This window comes from Nocardioides sp. ChNu-153, assembly GCF_030466625.1.
Classification (GTDB): Bacteria; Actinomycetota; Actinomycetes; order Propionibacteriales; family Nocardioidaceae; genus Nocardioides.
In genome coordinates, this window is sequence record NZ_JADEVT010000005.1 from 76,139 (window position 1) to 98,990 (window position 22,852).

Below are 22,852 nucleotides of genomic sequence, written 5' to 3' on the forward strand. Positions count from 1 at the left end.
CCGTCGCTCAGGCGGGGTCGGTCGGGGCCGGGGCGAGCGGGTCCTCGCCGACCTCGGTGCCGACGGGCCGGCCGCGGGCGGCGCGCCGCAGGCTCTCCTCGAGGCCGGTGAAGCGGAAGTCGGGGGGCAGCAGCTCGCGTCGTACGTCGTCCTCGGCGCACACCATGTCGTGGCGCAGGCTCTCGACCAGCGAGCGCGTGGTGGAGGAGTCGAGGCCGGTGAGCAGCGACGCCGCGCGGCCGACCACCCACTGCGGCACGAGGGGCACGACGACCTGCGGCCGCCAGCGGCTGTCGAGGCGCGCCGTCAGGGCGACGAGATCGGGGTAGCTCAGCACCTCGTCCCCGCCCAGGTCGTAGTGCCGGTTGCGCGGCTCGCCCTCGAGCGCCGCGACGATGGTGGCCAGCACGTCGTCGACGGCCACCGGCTGCACGCGGCTCCGCATCCAGGTCGGCACCGGGGTGACGGGCACGCGGTGGGTGAGGCGCGCGAGCAGCTCGTACGACGTGGAGCCGGCGCCGATGACCATGGCCGCGCGGAGGACGGTCGCGGGGGTGGCCGCCTCGAGGAGGATCTCCTCGACCTCCAGCCGCGACGCGAGGTGGTCCGACAGCTCCCCGTCGGGCACGAGGCCCGAGAGGTAGACGATGCGCCCGACCCCGGCCCGGTCGCAGGCCGCCGCCACGAGGCGCGCGGCCTCGCGGTCCTTCTCGACGAAGTCCCCGCCGTCCATCGAGTGGATGAGGTAGACCACCGCGTCCGTGCCCGCGACCGCGGTGGCGATCGCCGCCGGGTCCTCGACGTCGAACTCGCGCACCTCGACCTGGTCGCCCCACGGGTAGTCGGCGACGCGCGCCGGGGTGCGGGCCGCCGCGACGACGTCGTGCCCCGCCTCCAGCAGCGCCGGGACGAGCCGGGAGCCGACGTAGCCGGTGGAGCCGGTGACGAGTACGCGCACAGGGGGTTCCTCTCGGGGTACGACGCCACGCGGCGCCTGCCGTCAGCATGCCCGCGCGGGGGTAACGGGGGCGCCGCTCGCGGGGCGAGGTGCATGAAGCACACACCTTCGGGTTACCGTCCCTGAGAACCGGCTGCGTTTTCTCAGCACCACTAGGCTCAGCCGTTACAGCAGCCAGCACCCCCCGGTGCCGGCTGGAAGAGGCACAACGACACACGGAGGTCCCTCATGAACACTCGTACCATCGCCATCGCCGCGCTCGTGATCGCCGTCGTCATCCTGCTGATCTTCCTGCTCTGAGCGAGCCGCTCCCTCGGGGGAGCACCAGGTGAGCGACGTTCCACGTGGAACATCGGCACCACCAGCAACGGGAGCGCCGTACCTCGGTACGGCGCTCCCGTCGCGTCCGGGCACGTTCCGGCGGGTGGGGCGAGCGGTCCGGTTCGGGCCCGGGTGCCGTCCGGCGCCGCGCTGTGCGGCGCCGGACGCACGGGTCACCGCACGGTGAAGGTGCGCGTCACGGTCGACGGCAGCACGTTGCTGTTGCCGCGGTGGTGGATCACGGCGCTGTAGGTGCCCCGCGGCAGGTTGGGGAGGCGGAACATGTTGTCGACCGTGCGGGGGTGCGACTGCACGATCCCCGAGTACCAGATCTCGCGCCGCCCCGAGAGCAGGGTCACCGTCATGCGGCCCGGCTGGGGTGCCGCGGTCGGACCGACGGGCGTGTAGAGGCCCTGGACGCGAAGCAGGCCGGTGTAGCGGGGGGTGGGGGTCCGCACGAACGACGAACCGACCCAGGCCTGACCGCGGTCGACCTGCATGTGGTGCGTGACGGTGAGGCCGTCGCCCGGCCGGCCGTCGGTGTCGAGCGTGAACGTGGCCTGGTGAGGCCCCGCGGGGACCTGGTAGGGGTCACGGACGATGCTGACGGGACCTGGCTCGTCCGGGTCGTTCTCCCGGGGACTGCGCAGGACGGTCTGCACCTCGGTGATGGTGCGCCCCAGGAGGTCGTCGGTCTTCGTCATGGTGCCGCACCAGCTCGCGACGCCCTCGGGGACGACGCGCACGACCGCTCCGGGCCAGAAGGACGGTCCGGCGGACTCCTGGTAGCGCCACGACGAGTCCGCCGTCAGCACGAGGCGTGGGGTCTCGGTGGTCTGCAGCAGTGTCTCGTCCACCTCGGGCAGCGGCAGCTCGACCTGCGAACCCTCGACGCCAGGACTGGCCGGCTGCGCGACGTACATCGAGAAGTCGCGCTGGGGATCGGTGTAGGCGCACGACGGCACCGGGAAGAACCGGCCCGGGGACCAGCCCGGGTGAGCGGGTAGGCGGTGGTCGGGCGCGGCGAGCGCGTCCTCGAGGCCGGACGGGGCTGCGAAGACCTGGATCGGCGCACCGCCCTGCTCCGCCGGGACGGCGCCGGACACGTTGATGGCGACCTCCACGCCGTCGACGAAGCTCACCCTGTCGACACGGCCGTACGACGCGGTGAGGTCGCCCTGCACCGGCTCGGCCGCTCCTGCGAGGGGAGCGGACAGCAGGCTGGCAGCCACCGCCAGCCCTGTACCGCCGGCCACGGCCGCCCCGCGCCGCCGCAGCTGCAACGTGCTCGTCGTCATGATGTGCCCCCGTCCCGGCGGCCGACGGCCGGCCGCCACCGCAGCCTAGGTCGCCCGGCGACCGAGGGCGAGCACTTCTCCCACGCGCAGGAGGGGGCCGTGAGTGGCCCCGCTCCGGCCGTCCTCAGGCCGGCTCGGTCTCCGGGATCGGCGGCGGCGTGCTCGGCACGACGTCCGGGTCGGGACCCGGCTCGATGACGGGGTCGGCGCCCGGCCCCGGGTCCGGCACAGGCTGGTCGGGCACCGGGTTGGGCGGCAGCGGATCGGTGGGCGTGGGCGGGGTCGGCACGGTGGTCATGCCGACCGGTACCCGCGGCCTCTCGGCACGACCCGGGTCCGCCGCCGCCCGTTCGTGGTAGCAGCGCCACGGAATGTCTGGCGCTGCTACCACGAACCGCCGGCGCCCCTCCACGAGCCGGGCGCCCCGGCGTACATGGATCCGCGCATGCTGCACGCCCGGACGGCTGCGCGTAACACGCGGGTGACGCGGCGCGCCTACCGTCCGGGAGCGTGACCGTGTTCCGACAGACCCTCGGGTCGACGACCTACCGCTTCGACCACCTGGTCGAGCTCATGGCGAAGGCGTCGCCGCGCCGCTCCGGCGACGAGCTGGCGGGCTGCGCCGCCGCGACGGACGCCGAGCGCGCGGCCGCGCAGTGGGCGCTCGCCGACGTGCCGCTCGACCTCTTCCTCACCGAGCTGCTCGTGCCCGGCGAGACCGACGACGTGACGCGCCTGATCCTGGAGCAGCACGACGCCGCGGCCTTCGCCGCGATCTCCCACCTCACCGTGGGCGGCCTGCGCGACTGGCTGCTCGACGTCGTCACGCAGCCCGACGCCGCGCAGCGGCTGGCCGCCGTGCGCTGGGCGCTCACCCCCGAGATGGTGGCGGCGGTCAGCAAGCTGATGCGCAACCAGGACCTCGTGCGGGTGGCGCGGGCGGTCGAGGTGGTCACGGCGTTCCGCACCACGATCGGCCTGCCGGGGCGCCTGTCCACGCGCCTGCAGCCCAACCACCCCACCGACGACCCGCGCGGCATCACCGCCGCGACCCTCGACGGGCTGCTCCTGGGCGCGGGCGACGCGGTCATCGGCATCAACCCGGCCACCGACTCCCCGCAGGCGGTGACCGACCTGCTCCACCTGCTCGACGACGTGCGCCGCCGCTACGACATCCCCACCCAGTCGTGCGTGCTCACCCACGTCACCACGGCCATCGGGCTCATGGAGGCCGGGGCGCCCGTCGACCTCGTCTTCCAGTCGATCGCCGGCACCCAGGGCGCCAACGAGGGCTTCGGCGTCACGCTGTCGATGCTCGCGGAGGCGAACGAGGCCGGGAAGGCGCTCGGGCGCGGCACGGTGGGCTCGGACGTCATGTACTTCGAGACCGGCCAGGGCTCCGCGCTGAGCGCCGGGGCCCACCTCGGCACCGGCGGCCGCCCGGTCGACCAGCAGACCCTCGAGACCCGCGCGTACGCCGTCGCCCGCGCCTTCGACCCCCTCCTCGTCAACACGGTGGTCGGGTTCATCGGCCCGGAGTACCTGTACGACGGCAAGCAGGTCGTGCGCGCCGGGCTGGAGGACCACTTCTGCGCCAAGCTGCTCGGCCTGCAGATGGGCGCCGACGTCTGCTACACCAACCACACCGAGGCCGACTCCGACGACATGGACGTGCTGCTGACGATGCTGGCCGCCGCCCGCGTCGGCTTCGTCATCTGCGTGCCGGGCGCCGACGACGTGATGCTCGGCTACCAGAGCCTGTCGTTCCACGACGCGCTCTACGCCCGCGAGGTGGTGGGCGCCCGCCCGGCGCCCGAGTTCGAGGCGTGGCTCTCGCGCGTGGGACTGATGTCACCGGAGGGACGGGTGCTGCCCGTGGACCCGCGCACCTCCGCGCTGCGCACCCTGGGGGCCGGGGCATGAGCGACGAGGACTTCTGGGCGGCGATGCGTCGCACCACGGCGTCCCGCATCGGGCTGGGCCGCACCGGCGACACCGTCGCGCTGCGCGACGTGCTCGCCTTCCGCGCCGCCCACGCCCAGGCCCGCGACGCCGTGCACGTCCCGGTCGACGTCGCGGCGCTGAGCGCCGACCTGGAGGCGCGCGGCCTGGGCACGCCGTACGTCGTGCGCAGCCGCGCCGGGGACCGGGGGGAGTACCTGCGCCGCCCCGACCTCGGTCGCGAGCCCCTCGACCTCTCGGCGCTGCCCGCAGCGGCGGAGGGGGAGGGTCCCGACATCGGCGTCGTGCTCGCCGACGGCCTGTCGGGCCAGGCGCTCACCGACCACGCGCCCGCGCTCGTGGCGGCCCTGCGCGCGACCCTGCCGTCGTCCCTCACCTGGGCGCCCCTCGTCGTGGCCACCGACGCCCGGGTCGCCCTCGGCGACCACGTCGGCGCGCGGATGGGCGTGGGCACCCTGCTCGTGGTCATCGGCGAGCGCCCGGGCCTGTCGGTGCCCAGCAGCCTGGGCGTCTACCTCACCCACCGGCCGCGGCCGGGGCGGCGCGACTCGGAGCGCAACTGCGTCTCCAACGTGCACCCGCCCGACGGCCTCGACCACGGTACGGCGGCCCGCGTCGTCGCCGCGCTCGTGACGGGTGCGCGCGCCCTGGGGGAGTCGGGGGTCCGGCTCAAGGACACCTCGGGTGCCCTCGCCGGGGGGCCCGGTGGCGTGCCCGACGCCCCCGCGGTGTCCGAGAACTGAGACGAGCACCGCCCGACGGCCCCCGCCGACGCCCTTCCACGGTGTCGGCGGGGGCCGTCGCACGCGGTCGTCGTGGCCTGGGTCACAGGCGCGCGGCCCTCAGTCGGGCGAGACCTGGATCACATCGCTGACCAGCGGAATCGCCTCCTGACGACCTCGCGAGCGACCCGGATCGCACCCGCCGTGACGCCGGCGTTGCCCTCGTGTCACCGGCGCATTACATAAGCGATCACCTATGTTGCTGGTCAACAGACGTATTAGACACGCATGTTGTCGCTCGCGCAGGATCCTCTCCGACCCCCCGCCTGACACTCGGATCGAGGCGGAACGCGTTCGGTACCGGCCGGCCCCCGCGGCCGGCCGGGACACCTCGAGAGGACCCCCATGCGCACCTCCACCACCACGCGCCTCCGTGCCGCCGCACGTCCCCGTGTCGCGGCGCTGACGGCCGCCGCCGTCGCCTCGCTGACCCTGGCCGCCTGCGGCGGCGGGAGCAGCTCCGCGAGCGAGAGCACCCTGCGCTTCGGCCTGTCGGCCGAGCCCGTCACCCTGACGACGGGCGTCTGGCAGGGCTCCGCGACCAACTTCGTGCTGACCCTCGTCCACCGCGGGCTCATGACGCTCGACGAGTCGGGCGAGCTCGTGCCCGGCCTCGCCGAGTCGGTCGAGACGCCCGACCCCACGACGTACGTCTTCACCCTCCACGAGGGCCTGACGTTCTCCGACGGCTCGCCGCTGACGGCGCAGAACGTGAAGAGCTCGCTGGAGTACTACGCGGACCCCGAGTCCGGCTCCACGCTCATCGCGGGCCTGCAGGACATCGCCGAGATCACCGCCGACAGCGACACCCAGGTCACCATCACGCTCGCCGCGCCCAACAACGCGTTCCTCGAGTACCTCGCGGTCCCGACCGCCGCGATCGTCCCCGACGCCAGCCTCAACGCCGACACGCCCAACAACGTCGGCGCCGGCCCGTTCGTCCTCGAGGACAGCCAGGCGGGCGTCGGCATGACGCTGGCGAAGTTCGACGACTACTACGACGCCGAGGACGTGGCGCTCGAGGAGATCGACGTCTCCTACTACGCCGACGGCGACGCCCGCGCCAACGCGCTCGTGAGCGGCGACGTCGACATGATCGACTACGTCACCTGGGAGAACTTCGACCGCGTCGGCGACACCGACGGCGTCGAGCTCGCCGCCCAGCCCGGCCCGTTCCAGTACGTGCAGTTCAACACCGTCGAGGGCCCCTTCGCCGACCCGCTGGTGCGCGAGGCCGTCGCCCACGCGATCAACCGCGACAACGCCCTGACCGCCGCCTTCCAGAGCAACGGCGAGCCGCTCTACGGCGTCGTGATGCCCGAGGACCCCGCGCTCGAGGGCGTCGGCGACGACCTGTGGAGCTACGACCCCGACCGGGCGAAGGAGCTGCTGGCCGAGGCCGGCTACCCCGACGGCTTCTCCGCCACGCTGCTCGCCACCTCGCAGTACACGTTCCTCCAGGACACCGCGCTGTCGGTGCAGCAGGACCTGCAGGCCATCGGCATCGACGTCACCCTCGACGCCCCCGACTGGTCGGGCCGCCTGGAGAAGGGCGCGGCCGGCGACTACGACCTCGCCGTCTCCGGCGACGTCGGCATCGTGACGAACCCGTCGTACCTGCTCGGCCACGTGCAGGGCCCGGACAACTTCAACCGCAGCTTCGGCTACCAGAACCCCGAGATCGCGGCGGCGCTGACCGACGGCCTGCGCGCCACCGACGACGCGGCCCGCGTGGCGGCGTACGAGGAGGCGTTCTCGATCTTCGCCACCGACGTGCCGTTCGCGACCATCGACACCCGCGACCAGGCCTGGGCCCACAGCGACGACGTCGAGGGCTTCGCCAACCTGCCGGGCTTCCACACGTTCTTCAGCGGCTACACGCTGGCGAACACCTCCATCGAGCGCTGAGCGACGCCGGAGAGGGACGACCGTGTTCTCGTACGTGCTGCGCAGGATCGGGGTGGGCGCCGGCCTGGTGCTCCTGGTCCTGACGCTCATCTTCCTGGCCCTGCACCTGGTGCCCGGCGACCCCGCGATGCTGCTGCTCTCCCAGGGTGACGGCGCGTCCGTCACCCCGGAGGCGGTCGCCCGGGTCCGGACCCAGCTCGGCCTCGACGAGCCGCTGCTCACGCAGTACTGGCAGTTCCTCTCCGGCGCGCTCACCGGCGACCTCGGCGAGTCGTTCCGCAACCAGCAGGCGGTCTCCGAGGCCATCGGCGAGCGTCTGCCGCGCACGCTGGAGCTCGTCGGCCTCGCGACGCTCATCGCGGTCGTCGTCGGCGTGCCGTGGGGCGCGCTGGCGGCCCGCAAGGGCGGCTGGTTCGACTCGCTGACCTCGGTGCTCACCTCCATCGGCGTCGCCCTGCCGGTCTTCGTGTTCGGCTCGGTGCTCATCCTCGTCTTCGCGCTGAACCTGGGTTGGCTGCCCGCCGGCGGCTTCGCCGAGTGGGGCGAGGACCCGGGCCGCCACGCCCAGGTGCTCGTGCTGCCGGCCATCGCCCTGGCGGTGGGCTTCGCCTCCACGGTGGCGCGGATGACCCGCTCCGCGGTGCTCGAGATGCTCCACCAGGACTGGGTGCGCACGGCCCGCTCGCTCGGCCTGTCGCGCCGGGCGGTGTTCCGCCGCTACGTGCTGCGCAACTCCCTGACCCCCGTGGTGACGACGGTGGGCATCGGCGTCGGCACGCTGCTGGGCTCGACCGTGCTCGTCGAGCGGGTCTTCAACTACCCGGGGCTCTCGAGCCTGCTGGTCGAGGCCGTCACCGCCCGCGACTACCCGGTCGTGCAGGGCATCGTCATCACGATCGCCGTCCTGTTCGTGTCCATCAACATCCTCGTCGACGTGCTCTACGGCGTGCTCGACCCGAGAGTGAGGCGATGAGGGTGCTGACCCGTCTCCGTCACGCGCTGAGCCCCCTGCGGGCCGTCGCCCTGGCCTACGTCGGCCTCATGCTGCTCGTGCTCCTGCTCGCCCCGGTGATCTCACCGCACGACCCGCTGACCCAGGACGTCGCGAACCGGCTGCAGTCGCCGGGTCTCGGCACCCACCTGCTCGGCACCGACGAGCTGGGCCGCGACATCCTCAGCCGCGTCGTGCACGGCGCCCGCGTCGAGCTGCTCATCGCGCTCGGCGCCACGCTCCTCGCGATGGTCCTCGGCACCCTGCTCGGCCTGCTGGGCGGCTACTTCGGCGGCCTCGTCGAGGTCCTCACCATGCGCGTGCTCGTCGACGTGCTGCTCGCCTTCCCGCCGATCATCCTGGTGCTGCTCGCGGTGACGCTGCGCGGCCCCGGTACGGCGACGCTCATCGTCGCGATGGGTGTGCTGTTCGCGCCCACCTTCGCCCGCATCGCGTACGGCCAGGTCATCTCGGTGAAGCGGCTGGAGTACGTCGAGGCCGCCACCGCGTTCGGCGCCCCGACCCGCACCCGGCTGCTCGGCGTGATCCTGCCGAACATCTCCGCGCCCCTCATCGTGCAGGTCTCGCTCACCATCGCCACGGCGATCCTGCTCGAGTCCGGTCTCAGCTACCTGGGCCTGGGGGTCGTGCCGCCGACCCCGTCGTGGGGCTCGATGGTGGCCCAGGGCCAGCGCTACCTGTCCAGCGACCCCCACGTCCTGCTCGTGCCCGGCGCCTTCGTCGTGCTCACCATCCTGGCCTTCGGCCTGGTCGGCGACGCGCTGCGCTCGGGGCTCGACCCGAAGTCGAGGAACCAGCGATGACCCAGCCCGTGCTCGAGAAGACCCCGACGACCACCGCGCTGCTCGAGATCTCCGACGTCAGCGTCGAGTTCGGCGGCCCGAAGCGGTTCACGGCCGTCACCCACGGCATCAGCTTCTCCGTCGCCCCCGGCGAGACGGTCGCGCTCGTCGGCGAGTCCGGCTCCGGCAAGTCGGTGACCGCCATGGCGGTGCTCGACCTGCTGCCGGAGGGCGCCCGCCGTACCGGCTCGATCCGGCTCGCCGGCGAGGAGCTGGTGGGCGCGTCGGAGCGGCGGATGCGGGAGGTGCGCGGCAACGACGTGGCCGTGATCTTCCAGGAGCCCATGACGGCGCTCAACCCCGTCTACACGATCGGCCACCACCTGGTGGAGGCCATCCGCAGCCACCGCGACGTCGACAAGGCCGCCGCCCGGGAGCGGGCCGTCGAGCTGCTGCGCCAGGTGCACATGCCCGACCCCGAGGTGAAGGTCGGCCACTACCCCCACCAGCTCTCCGGCGGGCAGCGGCAGCGGGCGATGATCGCCATGGCGATGGCCTCGGAGCCCCAGCTGCTCATCGCCGACGAGCCGACCACGGCGCTCGACGTCACGGTGCAGGCCGAGATCCTCGACCTCGTGCGCGAGCTGCAGCAGCGCACCGGCATGAGCGTCCTCGTCATCACCCACGACATGGGCGTCGTCGCCGACGTCGCCGACCGCGTCGTCGTGATGCGCGACGGCCGGGTCGTCGAGGAGGCGCCCGCCGTCGAGCTGTTCGCCCGCCCCCGCCACGAGTACACGCGGGCGCTCCTCGACGCCGTCCCCCGCCTCGGGTCGGGTACGACGAGCTCCGCCGTCGTCGACCGCGACGCCACCCCGGTGCTCGAGCTGTCCGGGGTCGCCATCGAGTACCCCGGCTCGTTCCGCCGGTCCGGCTTCCGGGCGGGTCACGACCTCGACATCCGCGTCGCGCCCGGCGAGATCGTGGGCCTGGTCGGCGAGTCCGGATCGGGCAAGTCGACGATCGGGCGCCTCGCCATGGGCCTCCTGCCCGTCGCGGAGGGCCGGATGAGCATCGCCGGGCGCGACGTGAGCGCCGGCGGCAAGGCCGACCTGCGCCACGTCCGCGAGCACGTGTCGATGGTCTTCCAGGACCCCGCGTCCTCGCTCGACCCCCGGCGCACCATCGGCCAGGTGGTCACCGACCCGCTGCGCTGGACCGGGAAGCTCACCGACCGCAAGGCCTGCCGCCTGCGGGCCGAGGAGCTGCTCGACCAGGTCCGGCTGCCGAAGGCGTGGGTCGACCGCTACCCCCACGAGCTCTCCGGCGGCCAGCGCCAGCGGGTCGGCATCGCCCGGGCGATGGCGACGAACCCCCGCCTCCTGGTGGCCGACGAGCCCACCTCGGCGCTCGACGTCTCGGTGCAGGCCGCGGTGCTCGACCTCTTCTCGGACCTGCAGCGCGAGTTCGGCTTCTCCTGCCTCTTCATCACCCACGACCTCTCGGTCGTGGAGCAGCTCGCCACCTCCGTGGTGGTGCTGCGCAGCGGCCGGGTGGTCGAGCAGGGCACCACGGCGCGGGTGCTGGACGCCCCGCAGGAGGACTACACGCGCCGGCTCATCGCCGCCGCCCCCGTCCCCGACCCCGAGCTGCAGGCCCGTCGTCGCTCCGAGCGGCTGGCCGGCTGACGTGGAGACCCGACGCCTCGAGATGTACGTGTCGCTCGTCGACGCGCAGAGCTTCCGCACGGCTGCGGACGCCCTCTTCATCAGCCAGCCCGCCCTCAGCCAGCAGATCATCCGCCTGGAGACGGACCTCGGCATCCAGCTGCTCGACCGCTCCACCCGGCCGTTCACCGTCACGGCGGCGGGCCGCGAGTTCTACATCCGCTGCCGCGCGGTGCTCGAGCACGTGAAGGACCTCGAGGGGCTCCTCGGGGAGATGCACGCCGGCGAGCTGGGGCGGGTGCGGGTCGCCATGGCCCACTCGCTCGTCTTCGGCCACCTGCCGAGCGTCATCAAGGAGTACCGCGACGCCTCGCCGCAGGTCGACGTGCCCATCACCTACTCCACCACCGCGCAGATCGTCGAGGAGCTCGAGGGCGGCCGCCAGGACGTCGCCGTCCTCCTGACCGAGCACACCGACAAGGGCTTCACGAGCCGCGAGCTCTTCCGCGAGCCGTACCTCGTGGCGCTGCCCGACGACCACCGGCTCGCCGCGCAGGACGAGGTCTCGGTCGCCGACCTGCGTCACGAGCGGATCATCACAATCCCGCGGCACTCGGCGCCCGAGAACCACGACGCCCTCGTCGTGGCCTGCATGAAGGCCGGGTTCAGCCCCCGCGGCCCCATCGCGGCGGGCTCGTACCTCGACCACATCGGCATGGTCTCGGCCGGCTCGGGCGTGGCGTTCCTGCCCCGGTCGCTGACGACGATGCAGATGCCGAACGTGGTCTACCGCCCGCTCGTGGCGCCGAGCATCCCGACGGTGGTGTCGCTGTCGTGGCACCCCGACCGCGTCACGCCGGCCGTCGCGAAGTTCATCGAGCACGTGTGCCTCGCCTACCGCCGGCCCGCGGACGCGAGCCGGCCGTGGCTGCCGGCGTACCAGGACCAGCTGGCCCGCACCCGGGCCGGCGCCCCCCACCAGGACCAGACCGACCCCCAGCCCGACCCCCAGCCCGACCCCCAGCACGACCCCCAGCACGACCCCCAGCACGACCCCCAGCAGCAGAGAGAGGACGTCACCCAGTGAAGATCGCGCTGTGCCAGATGCGCTCCAGCGAGGACAAGGCCGCCAACCTGGCCGAGATGCGCCGGCTCGCGGAGATCGCCGTGGCCCGCGGCGCTGAGCTGCTCGTCTACCCCGAGTGGGCCATGTACGAGCTGCCGGACCTCTCGCGCGCCTTCGTCGACAACGCCGAGCCGCTCGACGGCCCGTTCGCGGGCCAGGTCGGCCAGCTCGCGAAGGAGCACGGCGTCACCGTCGTGTTCGGCCTCGTCGAGACCTCGCCCGACCCCGACCGGGCCTACAACGCGCTGCTCGTGCTCGGACCCGACGGCGAGCGCGTCGCGGCGTACCGCAAGCAGCACCTCTACGACGCGTTCGGGTTCAAGGAGTCGGACTTCATCTGCCCCGGTGAGCTCGACGCCCCGGAGACGTTCGCCGTCGGCGGGGTCGAGGTCGGCATGCTGACCTGCTACGACCTCCGCTTCCCGGAGGCGTCGCGCCGCGTCGTGGACGCCGGCGCGCAGGTGGTGCTCTACCCGGCGTCGTGGGTGCCGGGGCCGCGCAAGGAGTTCCACTGGAAGACGCTGCTGCTGGCCCGCGCCATCGAGAACACGGTGTTCGTCGCGGGCGTCTCCCAGGCCCCGCCGCTCGGCATCGGCTCCGCCCTGGCCGTCGACCCGATGGGCTCGACGATCGCCGAGCTGGCGGAGGCGATCGACGTCGCCGTCTTCGAGGTCGACCCCGGCCGCACCGAGGTCGTGCGCGCCAGCAACCCCAGCCTCGCCAACCGCCGCTACCGGCTCGACGCCTGAGCGTCCGGCCCGCCCCGACCGACCCTCCGAGAGGACATCCCCACCCATGACCACGACCCCGCAGCTGGGCGCCTGGCTCTCCGACTCCAACACCGCCGTCGCGGAGATCGTGGCGAAGCTCGGCTACGACTTCGTCATCCTCGACATCGAGCACGGACCGTTCGACCTCGAGACGCTCGAGCGCTTCCTGCCGCTGCTCAAGGGCCTCGGCCTCACCGTGCTCGCCAAGGTGCTCGTGCCCGAGCGTGGCCCGATCCAGCAGGCGCTCGACTTCGGTGCGGACGGCGTGATCATCCCGCACGTCGAGAGCCTGGAGCACGCGAAGCTCGTCACGAGCTACGCCAAGTTCCCCCCGCTCGGCGACCGCAGCGCCGCCGGCGGCCGCACGGTGCAGTACGGCGGGTTCTCCGACGAGTGGTACCGCAACGCCGACGCCACCACCCTGTGCTTCCCGATGGTCGAGGACGCGGGCGCGTTCGACGACGTCGAGGCGATCCTGGCGCTCGACACCGTCGACGGCGTCTTCATCGGCCCGACGGACCTGTCGCTGCGCCGTGGCCGCGGCTCCTACACGCGCAGCGAGGAGGACTTCGCCGACATCGCCCACGTCGCGAAGTGCGCCGAGGTCGCGGGCAAGCCGTGGATCCTGCCCGCCTGGTCGGAGGCCGAGAAGAAGCTGGCCGCCGAGCACGGCGCGAGCTACATCGCGCTGCAGATGGTGCACGAGGCTGTCGTGCAGGGCTTCACCGCGCCCAAGCAGCTGATGGAGGGCATCCTCGGGCGGTCCTGACCCGCAGGACGACGGCGGGCGGGGGACGGACGGTCCCCCGCCCGCCGTCGTGCGTCAGACGGCCCCGCCCATGCGGTAGCCGACGCCCCGCACGGTGTGGATGAGGCCGCGGTCGCCCGAGGCCTGGGTGAGCTTGCGGCGCAGGTTGCCGATGTGGACCTCGACGAGGTGGGCGTCGCCGACCCAGTCGTTGCCCCACACGGTGCGCAGCAGCGCCTCGCGGGTCCACACGCGCGCCGGGGTGCGCATGAGGTGGGTGAGCAGGTCGAACTCGGTGCGCGTGAGGTCGACCTCCTCGTCGAGCACGAACGCGCGGCGCCCGTCGACGTCGATCGCGACGGGACCGTGGCGCAGGACCTCGTGGTCCGCGGGGACGGGCGCCCCACCGAGCACGACGGTCTCGACGGCGCTCGCGGGCGTCGCGTCCTCCACGACGGGGATCGCTCCGCTGCCGCTGCCGCTGCGGGGACGGCGGAACATCGCGGTCACCCGGGCCTGCAGCTCACGCGGGCTGAACGGCTTGACGAGGAAGTCGTCGGCGCCGGTCTGCAGGGCCATGAGGCGGTCCACCTCGTCCTGGCGCGCGGAGACGACGATCAGGTAGGCGTCGGAGAACTCGCGGACGCGGCGGCACACCTCCAGCCCGTCGATGCCGGGCAGGCCCAGGTCGAGGGTGATGAGGTCGGGCTCCCACTCCCGCGCGAGCTGCAACCCGTCGCGGCCGGTGGCCGCGGTGCGGATCACGAACCCCTGCGCCGAGAGGGTCAGGTCGATGAGCGAGCGGATGTCCGCATCGTCCTCCACCACGAGGGCACGACGGTCCGGGCTCCCGTCGCCCGCCACTCCTGGTTCCACAAGGGGTGATTCTTGCAGATGAACCCCTACCGGCGCGGGAGGACCGGCTGCTGGGTCCGTACTCTGGTGGAGTGTCCGGCCGTTCCGTCCCCCCCGCGCTGCGCGCGCGGGTGCTGCCGGTGCACCTGCTGGGCCTCGCGGCGGTCTCCGTGGCGACGGGCCTCGGACTCTGGCAGCACGACGCCTGGCAGGCCCACCGCGAGCTCGCCGCTCGCGAGGTGACGCAGCGCGAGCCCGTCGCCCTCGACGACGTGCTCGACCCCGGCACCCCGTTCCCCGGCTCGGACGTCGGCGTCCCCGTCACGGTGACGGGCACCTGGCAGGACGGCACGACGTTCCTCGTCTCCGACCGCGAGCGCGACGGCGTCGACGGCTGGTGGGTGGTGACGCCCGTCGCCACCGACGACGGCGACGGCGCCGTGCTCCCCCTCGTGCGCGGCTGGACCGACGACGCCGACGCGCTGCCCGCGGAGCCGAGCGGCGCCGTACGGGCCGTCGCTTGGCTGCAGCCCGGCGAGGGCACGGGGGCCACCGACGACGACCCCACCGACCGCGTGCTGCCCCAGCTGCGGATGGCGGACGTCGTGCGGTTCGTGGACGCGAGCCTCTACGACGGGTACGGCGTCGTCGACGCCACCGGCGAGATCCCGCTGGCCGAGGCCGCGCCGGCGCCCGAGAACACCGGCACGGACGGCCTAGCCGCGGTCGGGCCCGAGGAGGTGCCGTCGGTCGCCGGCGACACCGGACTGCGCAACCTGCTCTACGCGGTCGAGTGGTGGATCTTCGCCCTCTTCGCCGCCTTCGTGTGGTGGCGCTTCGTCAAGGACGAGGTCGATCGCGCCGCGGGCCGCACGGTGGGCCTCGTGCCCTCCGGCGCCGCCCCCGACGGTCAGCCCGGCGCGGAGCCGTCGGGGGAGGACCGGGACCGGGAGACGGCGACCCGGGCAGTACCGTCGAGCCCGTGAGAGGAACCCTGCTCCGCTACCGCGTCATGGCGACGATCGTCGGTGTCCTGCTGGTCGTGCTGATCCTCGTCGGCGTGCCGCTGGCGAACTTCGACGGCACCGAGATGTGGGGCTTCGTGCCCAGCACGCCCGCCTGGGTGACGCCCGGCTCGGGTGCCCAGGAGATCGGCGAGGCCATCACGCACCAGCTCGGCGTCGCGCACGGCTGGCTCTACATGATCTTCCTCGTCACGGCCTTCCTGCTGGCCCGCAAGGCGCTGTGGGAGCCCGGCTTCACCGTGCTCGTGCTGCTGTGCGGCACGGTCCCGCTGCTGTCGTTCTGGGCCGAGCACAAGGCGACGGCGCGCGTGAAGAAGGAGTACGCCGCCGAGCTCGCCGCCCCGCGCGGCGCGCCCGCGGCGTAGGCCGTCGTACTCCCCCCACCGCGCCGCCGTACCCCCGGACGCAGGACGGCGCCCGGCCTGCCGGAGCAGGACGGGCGCCGTTCGTCGTGCGGGGGAGCCTCAGGCGCGGTCGTCGTTGATGTCGACGACCTCGAGCGGCTCGTCCGGCGTGGTCGCCCGGTGGGGGGCCTCGCCGGCGTCGGCGAGCGCCTCGTCGGGCGAGGCACCCGCACCCTCCTGACCCGTGGTCGCCGGGGGAGCCGGCGGCGGGGGCGGGGTGTAGGTCGACTGCCAGTTGTCGCTGCCCGAGCCGGACAGCTTCTTCGCCACGACCGTGGCGCCACCGGCGACGAGCAGGAGGAGCACCAGGTTGCGCAGGCGGTGCTTCTTCTTCGGCGGGTCGGACTGGAGCGCGGCGACCTTGACCTCGGCGGCCTGCAGGCCGGCGAGCGCCTTGGCGGCCGCGAGGTCGCGGCCCTCGTCGAGCTTGGCCTTGCCCTTGGCCACGTGCGGGGCCGCGGCAGCGGCAGCGGCCGCCGCCGTGGTGGCGGCCTTCGCCTTGCCGGCGGTCACGTGGGGAGCCGCCTTCTCGCGGGCGTCGGCGATGACCGGGGCCGACTTCTCCTTGGCCGTGGTGACGGCGGCCTCGAGCTGCGGGCGCAGGGTGTCGGCGAAGTCGCTCGCCTGGTCCTTCGCCTGCTCCAGGAACGTCTTCTTCTTGCGGAAGCCCATCTGGTTCCTTCCTCTCGTCGCGTGTGGCCTTCATTCGACCATGCCGTGGCAAGCGGTGTCGCGGGACACCGCACGAGGGGGCCGGTACCCCGTCGTACCCCTCGGGGAACCATTGGCCGTGCGTGCGAGGATTCCCGGGGCGGCACGCGACCGTGCCGGCTCGACCCGATCGAAAGGCTGACATGGCTGACCTCAAGGCCACGCTGAAGACGAACCGCGGCGACATCGTGATCACGCTGTTCCCGAACCACGCGCCCAAGACGGTCGACAACTTCGTCGGTCTCGCGGAGGGCACGAAGGAGTTCTCCGACGACGCCGGCCGCAGCGGCGTGAAGTACTACGACGGCCTCGGCTTCCACCGGGTCATCGAGAACTTCATGATCCAGGGCGGTTGCCCGCTGGGCACCGGCACCGGCGGCCCCGGCTACACCTTCGACGACGAGATCCACCCCGAGCTCGTCTTCGACAAGCCCTACCTCCTCGCGATGGCGAACGCCGGCACGCGCATGGGCAAGGGCACGAACGGCTCGCAGTTCTTCATCACGGTGGACCGCACGCCGTGGCTGAACCGCAAGCACACCATCTTCGGCGAGGTGGCCGACCAGGCCTCGCGCGACGTCGTCGACGCCATCGGCACCACGCCGACCGCGGCGGGCGACCGCCCCGTCGAGCCGGTGGTCATCGAGTCCGTGGAGATCACCCGGTCGTGAGCTCGCCCCTCCCGGCCGGGGTGCCGGTCTGCTACCGCCACCCCGGCCGGGAGACGCACATCTCGTGCCAGCGCTGCGGGCGCCCCATCTGCCCCGAGTGCATGAACGACGCCGCCGTCGGCTTCCACTGCCCGGCCTGCGTGGCCGAGGGCCGCCGTACCGTGCGGGCCCCCACGACGCCGTACGGCGGCACCCGCCCCGGCAACCCCGCCCTCACCTCGATCGCGCTCGTCGTGGTCAACGTCGGCGTCTTCGTGGCCCTGCTGGCCACCGGCGGGATCGACGGCACGCTCGGCCGGCTGCTGACGCTCACCCCGCGCGGCGTGTGCGAGGCCGGCGACGGGCGCTTCTTCCCCGGCGTCTCGGTCGCGGCCGCGTGCCCCGGCACCTGGGTCGACGGCGTCGCCAGCGGCGCCTGGTGGCAGCTGGTGACCAGCGGGTTCGCGCACGTCGCGCCGCTGCACCTCGCCTTCAACATGCTGGCGCTCTACTTCCTCGGCCCCCAGGTCGAGCAGGTGATGGGACGGGCGCGGTTCCTCGCCCTGTACGTCGTGTCCCTGCTCGCCGGGTCCGTCGCCGTGCTGTGGCTGGCGGAGCCCTACTCCTCGACGCTCGGTGCCTCGGGCGCGGTCTTCGGCCTCATGGGGGCGCTGCTCCTGCTGATGCTCCGCCTGCGCGCCGACCCGCGCCCGCTCGCCGCGTGGCTGGCCATCAACGTGCTCATCACCGTCGCCGCCGGCAACGGCATCTCCTGGCAGGGCCACCTCGGCGGCTTCCTCGGCGGGGTCGCGGCCGCCGCCGTCATCGTCCTCGCCCCCCGCGTACGACGCGCCTGGTGGCAGGCCGCGGGCCTCCTGCTCGTCGTCGCCGCGCTGCTGGGCCTGGTGGCGCTCCGCGTCGCTGAGCTCGCCTGAGGCCGCGCCGACGGGCGGGTGACGCGACCGCCGCCCCCGGGGTGGCGGCGTACCTGCAGGTTCGTGCAGTGCGAAGACCTGCCCCGCGCGAGGGGGTCCGCCCGGTCGTGCGCCCCTTTACCTTTCTCTCCTCCGCTGCGGCTCCGCAGCACTCTCGGGAGAGGAACACCCCCATGCACGCACGTCCCCGCGCCCGCGCGCTCGGGCTGCTGGTCGCCGCCGGCGCCCTGGCCGTCCCCGCCGCCCTCGGCGTCCCCGCCACCGCCAGCCCGACGACCGCCGACGACGCCCTGACGCCGCGCGCGGCCGCGCCCGCCCCCGTCGCGGCCGCGGTGGTGACGCCGCGCTTCGACGCCGCGGAGGTCGCCCTCATGGCGCGCACCAGCGGCCGCACCGTCGCCCAGCAGGAGGCCCTGCTCGAGCGGCAGGCGGCCTCGAACAACACGCTGGCGCGGCTGCGGGCGGCGGGGCACGACTTCGACGGCGAGTTCCTCGACGGCAGCGGCCGACTCGTCGTGCGCGCCGCGAGCGCCTCGGCCGACGCCCGGGCAGCCCGCGCGGCCGGCGCCGTCGTGGCCCCCGCGGCCCACGGGGAGGAGGAGCTGCGGGCGCTGCAGGACCGCTTCGCCGCGGCCGACCTGACGGGCGTCTCCTCCCTCGAGGTGGACCTGCCGGGCGACCGGCTCGTGGTGGGCCGCTCGGGCGCGACCTCGCCCGAGGTCGAGGCGCTGGTCGCGCGGCACGCCGACGCCGTGCGGGTCGTGGAGACCCCGGCGCTGTCGGCCCAGCTGACCGTGCGCGGCGGGGACGCCGTCTACACCTCGTCGGGCGGGCGCTGCTCGGCCGGCTTCCCGGCGCGGGACTCCGCCGGCGCGCGCTACATGATCTGGGCGGGCCACTGCAACGAGGGCGGCGGCTCCTTCACCTCGGGCGGCAGCCGCATCGGCGTCTCCGCGGGCTCCGCGTTCACCAGCTACGACGGGCTCCCCGACCGCGACATCGGGGCCCTGCGCATCGACGCGGAGGACACGGTCGCCCGCACGGTCAACCCGTACGGCTCGGGCCGCAACCTCGACGCCCTCTCCGGCGCCTCCAAGCCGGCCGTCGGCACGCAGCTGTGCAAGTCGGGCTCCACGACGGGCGTGACCTGCGGCCAGGTCGCCAGCTACGGCAACACGGTGACCTACTCCGACGCCCAGGGCCGCACCGTGGCCCAGGTCAGCGGCCTCATGCGCTCCACCGTCTGCACCGAGGGCGGTGACTCGGGCGGAACCTACACCGCAGGCGGCTACGCGGTCGGCCTCACCTCGGGCGGGCCGAGCACGCAGCGCTGCACCTACAACGGCGGCTTCGAGAGCGGGAAGTCCTCCTACGTGCAGCCCGTCACCGACGCCCTGGCCTACTACGGCCTCACCTACGGCTGAGCGGGCCGCACCGGGTGGCCGCCACCCGGCGCACGGAATGACACACGTGTAGTTCTCCACAGGGTTTATCCACAGTGTGGAGAACCACCACGGTGGGATTCACCGGGAAGGTCCGGCAGGTCCCGGCACCCCCCGGAACGACGACGGACGCCGACCCCTCGGGGCGGCGTCCGTCGTGGTGTCCCAGGCGGGGAGCGGGCTCACTCCCACTTGGTGGCGTAGGAGAAGCCCACGGCCATGAAGGCGATGCCGACGACCAGGTTCCACTGGCCGAGGGCGCCGAGCACCCAGATGTCGGTGATGCTGTCGGCGAAGAGGTAGAACGTGCAGATCCACAGCAGGCCGATGCCGAAGCACGCGAGCATGCCGACGACCACGCCGTTGCCGCGGCCCAGCGGCGTCGAGCGGTGGGCGCCGATGACGAGGCCGAGCAGGATGGCGCCGAACCCGATGGCGTAGTTCCACAAGTCGAGGTCGTAGACCCAGCGCCGCGGCCCCTCGGTGACGAACGTGCCGTCCTCCTGGGGGACGCGGTAGCCCGACCACTCGGCCGGCGGGTTGGCGCCGAGCGAGCGCCAGGTGAGCACGACGTACGCGATGCCCGCGACGACCAGCGCCACCATCAGCACGAAGCGCGGCGTGATGAGCCGCTCGGTCCGGACGTCGAGCCCGGCGAGGTCGTCGCGCGGACGGGCGCCGCGGCCGAGCCGGCCCAGGCGGGTCACGGCCTCGTCGCCGTCACCGCCGGAGCGGCGCTTCGCGGCGCGCGTGGCACCCGACGCCCGGGCGGCGGCCTTCGCCGGGTCGCCCGACGTGCCGGCCTTCTTCTCGGGCTCGGACTTGCTCACGACTTCTCCTCGACGCAGACGGGGCGGTGCAGGTTCGCACGCCGCGGGCTAGCGTAGTGGTCGTGTCGAGCAGCCCTGACCCGAGCCCTGACGCCCCGGCGTCCCCGCGGGCGGGGGGCCGCGGCGCCTGGCGGTGGGGTACGCCGGTCGTCCTGCTGCTGAGCGGCGGCCTGTTCGTGGCGAGCGCGCTGAGCAGCGACGGCACCGACCTGCGCCCGGGCCGCTACCGCGACCTCTCCTCCGTCGTCCAGGCGGAGGGCGCCCAGGCCGAGGCGCTGACCGCCCGCGTCAACGAGCTGAACGAGGAGATCGCCCGGCTCTCGGAGGGCCTCGGTGACGGCGACGTCGACGACCGGGCCGCCGAGGCCGAGCGCCTGCGCGGCCCGGCGGGCCTGACCGCGACCTCCGGCGAGGGCCTGACGGTGACGCTGAGCGACAGCCCGGAGTCGGTGCGGGAGGCCGCGGCCGGCGTGGACGCCAACCTCTTCGTCGTGCACCAGCAGGACATCCAGAGCGTCGTCAACGCCCTGTGGGCCGGGGGCGCCGAGGCCATCACCATCCAGGGCCAGCGCATCATCAGCACGACCGGCATCAAGTGCGAGGGCAACGCGATCCTGCTGCAGGGCATCCCGTACCCCCAGCCCTACGAGATCTCCGCCATCGGCGACGTCGACGACCTGCGCCTGGCGCTGGACGACGATCCCCAGGTGGAGGACTACCGCGAGTACGCCGCGAACCCCGCCGTCGCCCTCGGCTGGGACCTCGAGGAGGAGTCCTCCCTCGAGGCGCCGGAGTACCAGGGTCTCCTCGACCTCGACCACGCCCAGCCCCTGACCTGACGGCGGGCGCAGCGGCCCGCCGTACCGGCGTCAGGGGAGCAGGCCGCCCAGCCCCGGGTCCGTGGGCTCGCCCGTCGGCGGCTGCGTGGTCGGCGGGGTGGTCGTCGGCGGCGGCGTCGCAGGCGCGACGTAGTCGTTGTAGAAGAACACCACCGGGCTGTCCTGCGGCAGCGTGCGGCCGTCGGCGACGGGGATCTGGCGCAGCACCTCGCCGGGCGCGCGGCTCGGGTCGGTCTGCGCGACCGCCTCGGGCCGGAAGCCGGCCTCGATGATGGCCTGCTCCGCCTGGCCCTTCTGCAGGCCCTCGACGTCCGGCACCGCCACGGGCCCGCGCGACACCGACAGCGTCACGGTCGTCGTCGTCGGGTCGTACATCCCGCCGTCCCCGCCCTGCGGCTCCATCGCCACGACCGTGTCGGCGGGCGCGTCGTTGTCGACGTCCTGCCGCCGGACGGTGAAGCCCAGGTCCTGCAGCTGGGCCGACGCCCGGTCGAAGGGGTCGTTGACGACGTCGGGGATGGCGATCGTGGCCGGGCCCGACGAGACCGTCAGGGTCACCTCGGTGTCGGCCGGCTCGTAGGTGTCGCCCGGCGGGTCCTGGGCGATGACGGTGCCCTCGGGCTCGTCGCTGTTCTCCTGACGGCTCTGGTCGGCGACCGTGAAGCCGGCGTCGGCGAGCTCGGCGCGCGCCTCGTCCTCGGCCATCGACACCACGTTCGGCACCCGCAGGTCCTCCGGCGGGTCCTCGAAGAGGTCCGTGGTCGCGGCGACGTAGACGGCGACGCCGACGAGCAGGGCGAGCAGCACGGCGATCGCGGCGACCCAGGGTCCCTTGCGGGGGCCCCGCTCCTCCTCGACCTCGTCGGGAGTACGGCGGGTGGGCGGCGCCGCGGCGACCGCCCCGACGGGCACACCGGTCGCCTCGTCGGGCTCGTCGCTGATCGCCGGCGCCTGCACCGGGCGGCCGGCGAGGTAGCGCTCGATGTCGCTGCGCATGGCCGCCGCGCTCTGGTAGCGGTCCTCGACGCGCTTCGCGAGGGACTTCATGACGATCTGGTCGATCTCGGGCGCGAGCGAGGGGTCGATCTCCGACGGGCGCGCCGCCTGCTCCCGCACGTGCTGGTAGGCCACCGCCACCGGGCTGTCGCCGACGAAGGGCGGGCGTCCGGTCAGCAGCTCGTAGACGAGGCAGCCGGCCGAGTAGACGTCGGACCGCGAGTCGACGGTCTCGCCGCGCGCCTGCTCGGGGGAGAGGTACTGGGCCGTGCCGACCACGGCGGCGGTCTGCGTCATCGTCGAGGACGCCTCGGAGACGGCGCGGGCGATGCCGAAGTCCATCACCTTGACGTCGCCGCTGGGGGTCAGCATGACGTTCCCCGGCTTGATGTCGCGGTGGATGATGCCCGCGCGGTGGCTGTAGTCGAGGGCGGACAGCACGCCGCTCGTGATCTCGAGCGCACGCTCGGGCAGGATCTTGCGGCCCTCGCGCAGCACGTCGCGCAGCGTGCGGCCGGCGACGAACTCCATGACGATGTAGGGCTGGGCGATGCCGTCGGGCGACATCTCCTCGCCGGTGTCGTAGACGGCGACGATGGAGGGGTGGTTGAGCGAGGCCGACGACTGGGCCTCCCGCCGGAAGCGGGCCTGGAAGGTGGCGTCGCTGGCGAGGTCGGTGCGCAGCCGCTTGACCGCCACGACCCGGCCCAGACGGGTGTCGGTGCCCTTGCGGACCTCCGCCATCCCGCCCCGGCCCAGCAGCCCGCCGAGCTCGTAGCGCCCGCCCACCAGGGTGGGGCTCTCCGCGTCGGTCATCCCTCTCCCTCCGTG

22 protein-coding genes are annotated in these 22,852 nt (G+C 73.6%); 15 read left to right on the forward strand and 7 right to left on the reverse strand.

The genetic code is table 11. From position 1 onward, the window contains the following. Positions 1 to 7 precede the first annotated feature (7 nt). The 3 genes from INN71_RS08895 to INN71_RS08905 all read right to left on the reverse strand — a co-directional run bounded on the left by INN71_RS08895 (position 8) and on the right by INN71_RS08905 (position 2,875). A complete protein-coding gene (locus INN71_RS08895; RefSeq protein ID WP_301800117.1) occupies positions 8 to 958 on the reverse strand; it encodes an NAD(P)H-binding protein in 951 nt (316 codons plus the stop codon). A gap of 494 nt (positions 959 to 1,452) precedes the next feature. Further along, a complete protein-coding gene (locus INN71_RS08900) occupies positions 1,453 to 2,577 on the reverse strand; it encodes a hypothetical protein (RefSeq protein ID WP_301800118.1) in 1,125 nt (374 codons plus the stop codon). Between the two features lie 124 nt (positions 2,578 to 2,701). Continuing rightward, complete coding sequence (locus INN71_RS08905; protein WP_301800119.1) at positions 2,702 to 2,875, reverse strand: hypothetical protein; 174 nt, start codon at positions 2,873 to 2,875, stop codon at positions 2,702 to 2,704. Between the two features lie 212 nt (positions 2,876 to 3,087). On the opposite strand from INN71_RS08905, the gene INN71_RS08910 reads away from it, so the two are divergent. The 9 genes from INN71_RS08910 to INN71_RS08950 all read left to right on the forward strand — a co-directional run bounded on the left by INN71_RS08910 (position 3,088) and on the right by INN71_RS08950 (position 13,355). Next, entirely contained in the window at positions 3,088 to 4,500 is a 1,413-nt protein-coding gene (locus INN71_RS08910; protein WP_301800120.1) for an ethanolamine ammonia-lyase subunit EutB, read from the forward strand. Next, positions 4,497 to 5,282, forward strand: a complete 786-nt coding sequence (gene eutC, locus INN71_RS08915; RefSeq protein WP_277500481.1) for an ethanolamine ammonia-lyase subunit EutC — start codon at positions 4,497 to 4,499, stop codon at positions 5,280 to 5,282. The genes INN71_RS08910 and eutC overlap by 4 nt, the downstream gene beginning before the upstream one ends. Positions 5,283 to 5,666: 384 nt before the next feature. After that, complete coding sequence (locus INN71_RS08920) at positions 5,667 to 7,229, forward strand: ABC transporter substrate-binding protein (RefSeq protein ID WP_277500482.1); 1,563 nt, start codon at positions 5,667 to 5,669, stop codon at positions 7,227 to 7,229. A 22-nt stretch (positions 7,230 to 7,251) separates the two neighbouring features. Next, positions 7,252 to 8,202, forward strand: a complete 951-nt coding sequence (locus INN71_RS08925) for an ABC transporter permease (RefSeq protein ID WP_277500483.1) — start codon at positions 7,252 to 7,254, stop codon at positions 8,200 to 8,202. Then, the gene (locus INN71_RS08930; protein ID WP_277500484.1) at positions 8,199 to 9,044 is read left to right on the forward strand and encodes an ABC transporter permease; all 846 of its coding nucleotides are present in this window, start codon (positions 8,199 to 8,201) and stop codon (positions 9,042 to 9,044) included. Before INN71_RS08925 ends, INN71_RS08930 begins: the two co-directional genes overlap by 4 nt. Beyond that, positions 9,041 to 10,711: an ABC transporter ATP-binding protein gene (locus INN71_RS08935; RefSeq protein WP_301800121.1), complete on the forward strand. Its 1,671-nt coding sequence runs from the start codon at positions 9,041 to 9,043 to the stop codon at positions 10,709 to 10,711. Before INN71_RS08930 ends, INN71_RS08935 begins: the two co-directional genes overlap by 4 nt. Before the next feature lies 1 nt (position 10,712). Continuing rightward, entirely contained in the window at positions 10,713 to 11,777 is a 1,065-nt protein-coding gene (locus INN71_RS08940) for a LysR family transcriptional regulator (RefSeq protein ID WP_277500485.1), read from the forward strand. Further along, complete coding sequence (locus INN71_RS08945; RefSeq protein WP_277500487.1) at positions 11,774 to 12,565, forward strand: carbon-nitrogen hydrolase family protein; 792 nt, start codon at positions 11,774 to 11,776, stop codon at positions 12,563 to 12,565. The genes INN71_RS08940 and INN71_RS08945 overlap by 4 nt, the downstream gene beginning before the upstream one ends. A 46-nt stretch (positions 12,566 to 12,611) precedes the next feature. After that, entirely contained in the window at positions 12,612 to 13,355 is a 744-nt protein-coding gene (locus INN71_RS08950) for an HpcH/HpaI aldolase/citrate lyase family protein (protein WP_277500488.1), read from the forward strand. Between the two features lie 54 nt (positions 13,356 to 13,409). Here the strand turns inward: INN71_RS08950 and INN71_RS08955 are convergent, their stop codons facing one another. After that, complete coding sequence (locus INN71_RS08955; RefSeq protein ID WP_277500489.1) at positions 13,410 to 14,162, reverse strand: response regulator transcription factor; 753 nt, start codon at positions 14,160 to 14,162, stop codon at positions 13,410 to 13,412. Positions 14,163 to 14,281: 119 nt separating this feature from the next. Between INN71_RS08955 and INN71_RS08960 the strand changes: the two genes are divergently transcribed. After that, a complete protein-coding gene (locus INN71_RS08960) occupies positions 14,282 to 15,175 on the forward strand; it encodes an SURF1 family protein (RefSeq protein WP_277500490.1) in 894 nt (297 codons plus the stop codon). Beyond that, positions 15,172 to 15,579 (forward strand): DUF3817 domain-containing protein, encoded by a 408-nt coding sequence (locus tag INN71_RS08965; RefSeq protein ID WP_277500492.1) that lies wholly within the window; start codon positions 15,172 to 15,174, stop codon positions 15,577 to 15,579. The genes INN71_RS08960 and INN71_RS08965 overlap by 4 nt, the downstream gene beginning before the upstream one ends. Before the next feature lie 99 nt (positions 15,580 to 15,678). On the opposite strand, the gene INN71_RS08970 is transcribed toward INN71_RS08965, so the two are convergent. Beyond that, positions 15,679 to 16,290, reverse strand: coding sequence for a hypothetical protein (locus tag INN71_RS08970; RefSeq protein WP_277500493.1), 612 nt, complete (start codon positions 16,288 to 16,290; stop codon positions 15,679 to 15,681). Positions 16,291 to 16,472: 182 nt separating this feature from the next. Here INN71_RS08970 and INN71_RS08975 point away from each other — a divergent pair, with 182 nt between their 5' ends. From INN71_RS08975 to INN71_RS08985, 3 genes are all read left to right on the forward strand, one after another. Beyond that, entirely contained in the window at positions 16,473 to 17,000 is a 528-nt protein-coding gene (locus INN71_RS08975; RefSeq protein WP_277500494.1) for a peptidylprolyl isomerase, read from the forward strand. After that, positions 16,997 to 17,914: a rhomboid family intramembrane serine protease gene (locus INN71_RS08980; protein ID WP_277500495.1), complete on the forward strand. Its 918-nt coding sequence runs from the start codon at positions 16,997 to 16,999 to the stop codon at positions 17,912 to 17,914. Before INN71_RS08975 ends, INN71_RS08980 begins: the two co-directional genes overlap by 4 nt. 173 nt (positions 17,915 to 18,087) lie before the next feature. Beyond that, entirely contained in the window at positions 18,088 to 19,338 is a 1,251-nt protein-coding gene (locus INN71_RS08985) for a S1 family peptidase (RefSeq protein ID WP_277500496.1), read from the forward strand. Between the two features lie 200 nt (positions 19,339 to 19,538). On the opposite strand, the gene INN71_RS08990 is transcribed toward INN71_RS08985, so the two are convergent. Then, complete coding sequence (locus INN71_RS08990; RefSeq protein ID WP_277500497.1) at positions 19,539 to 20,186, reverse strand: cell division protein CrgA; 648 nt, start codon at positions 20,184 to 20,186, stop codon at positions 19,539 to 19,541. 62 nt (positions 20,187 to 20,248) lie between these two features. On the opposite strand from INN71_RS08990, the gene INN71_RS08995 reads away from it, so the two are divergent. Then, positions 20,249 to 21,025: a DUF881 domain-containing protein gene (locus INN71_RS08995; RefSeq protein ID WP_277500498.1), complete on the forward strand. Its 777-nt coding sequence runs from the start codon at positions 20,249 to 20,251 to the stop codon at positions 21,023 to 21,025. Positions 21,026 to 21,055: 30 nt separating this feature from the next. On the opposite strand, the gene pknB is transcribed toward INN71_RS08995, so the two are convergent. Continuing rightward, positions 21,056 to 22,837 (reverse strand): Stk1 family PASTA domain-containing Ser/Thr kinase, encoded by a 1,782-nt coding sequence (gene pknB / locus INN71_RS09000; RefSeq protein WP_277500500.1) that lies wholly within the window; start codon positions 22,835 to 22,837, stop codon positions 21,056 to 21,058. Between the last annotated feature and the right edge of the window lie 15 nt (positions 22,838 to 22,852).

What these genes read in the sequence shown, in the direction of transcription:
- INN71_RS08975 (WP_277500494.1), top strand. Translation starts at nt 16,473, where the DNA reads ATGGCTGACCTCAAGGCCACGCTGAAGACGAACCGCGGCGACATCGTG.
- INN71_RS08935 (WP_301800121.1), top strand. Translation starts at nt 9,041, where the DNA reads ATGACCCAGCCCGTGCTCGAGAAGACCCCGACGACCACCGCGCTGCTC.
- pknB (WP_277500500.1), bottom strand. Translation starts at nt 22,837, where the DNA reads ATGACCGACGCGGAGAGCCCCACCCTGGTGGGCGGGCGCTACGAGCTC.
- INN71_RS08985 (WP_277500496.1), top strand. Translation starts at nt 18,088, where the DNA reads ATGCACGCACGTCCCCGCGCCCGCGCGCTCGGGCTGCTGGTCGCCGCC.
- INN71_RS08950 (WP_277500488.1), top strand. Translation starts at nt 12,612, where the DNA reads ATGACCACGACCCCGCAGCTGGGCGCCTGGCTCTCCGACTCCAACACC.
- INN71_RS08970 (WP_277500493.1), bottom strand. Translation starts at nt 16,290, where the DNA reads ATGGGCTTCCGCAAGAAGAAGACGTTCCTGGAGCAGGCGAAGGACCAG.
- INN71_RS08930 (WP_277500484.1), top strand. Translation starts at nt 8,199, where the DNA reads ATGAGGGTGCTGACCCGTCTCCGTCACGCGCTGAGCCCCCTGCGGGCC.
- eutC (WP_277500481.1), top strand. Translation starts at nt 4,497, where the DNA reads ATGAGCGACGAGGACTTCTGGGCGGCGATGCGTCGCACCACGGCGTCC.
- INN71_RS08905 (WP_301800119.1), bottom strand. Translation starts at nt 2,875, where the DNA reads ATGACCACCGTGCCGACCCCGCCCACGCCCACCGATCCGCTGCCGCCC.
- INN71_RS08900 (WP_301800118.1), bottom strand. Translation starts at nt 2,577, where the DNA reads ATGACGACGAGCACGTTGCAGCTGCGGCGGCGCGGGGCGGCCGTGGCC.
- INN71_RS08920 (WP_277500482.1), top strand. Translation starts at nt 5,667, where the DNA reads ATGCGCACCTCCACCACCACGCGCCTCCGTGCCGCCGCACGTCCCCGT.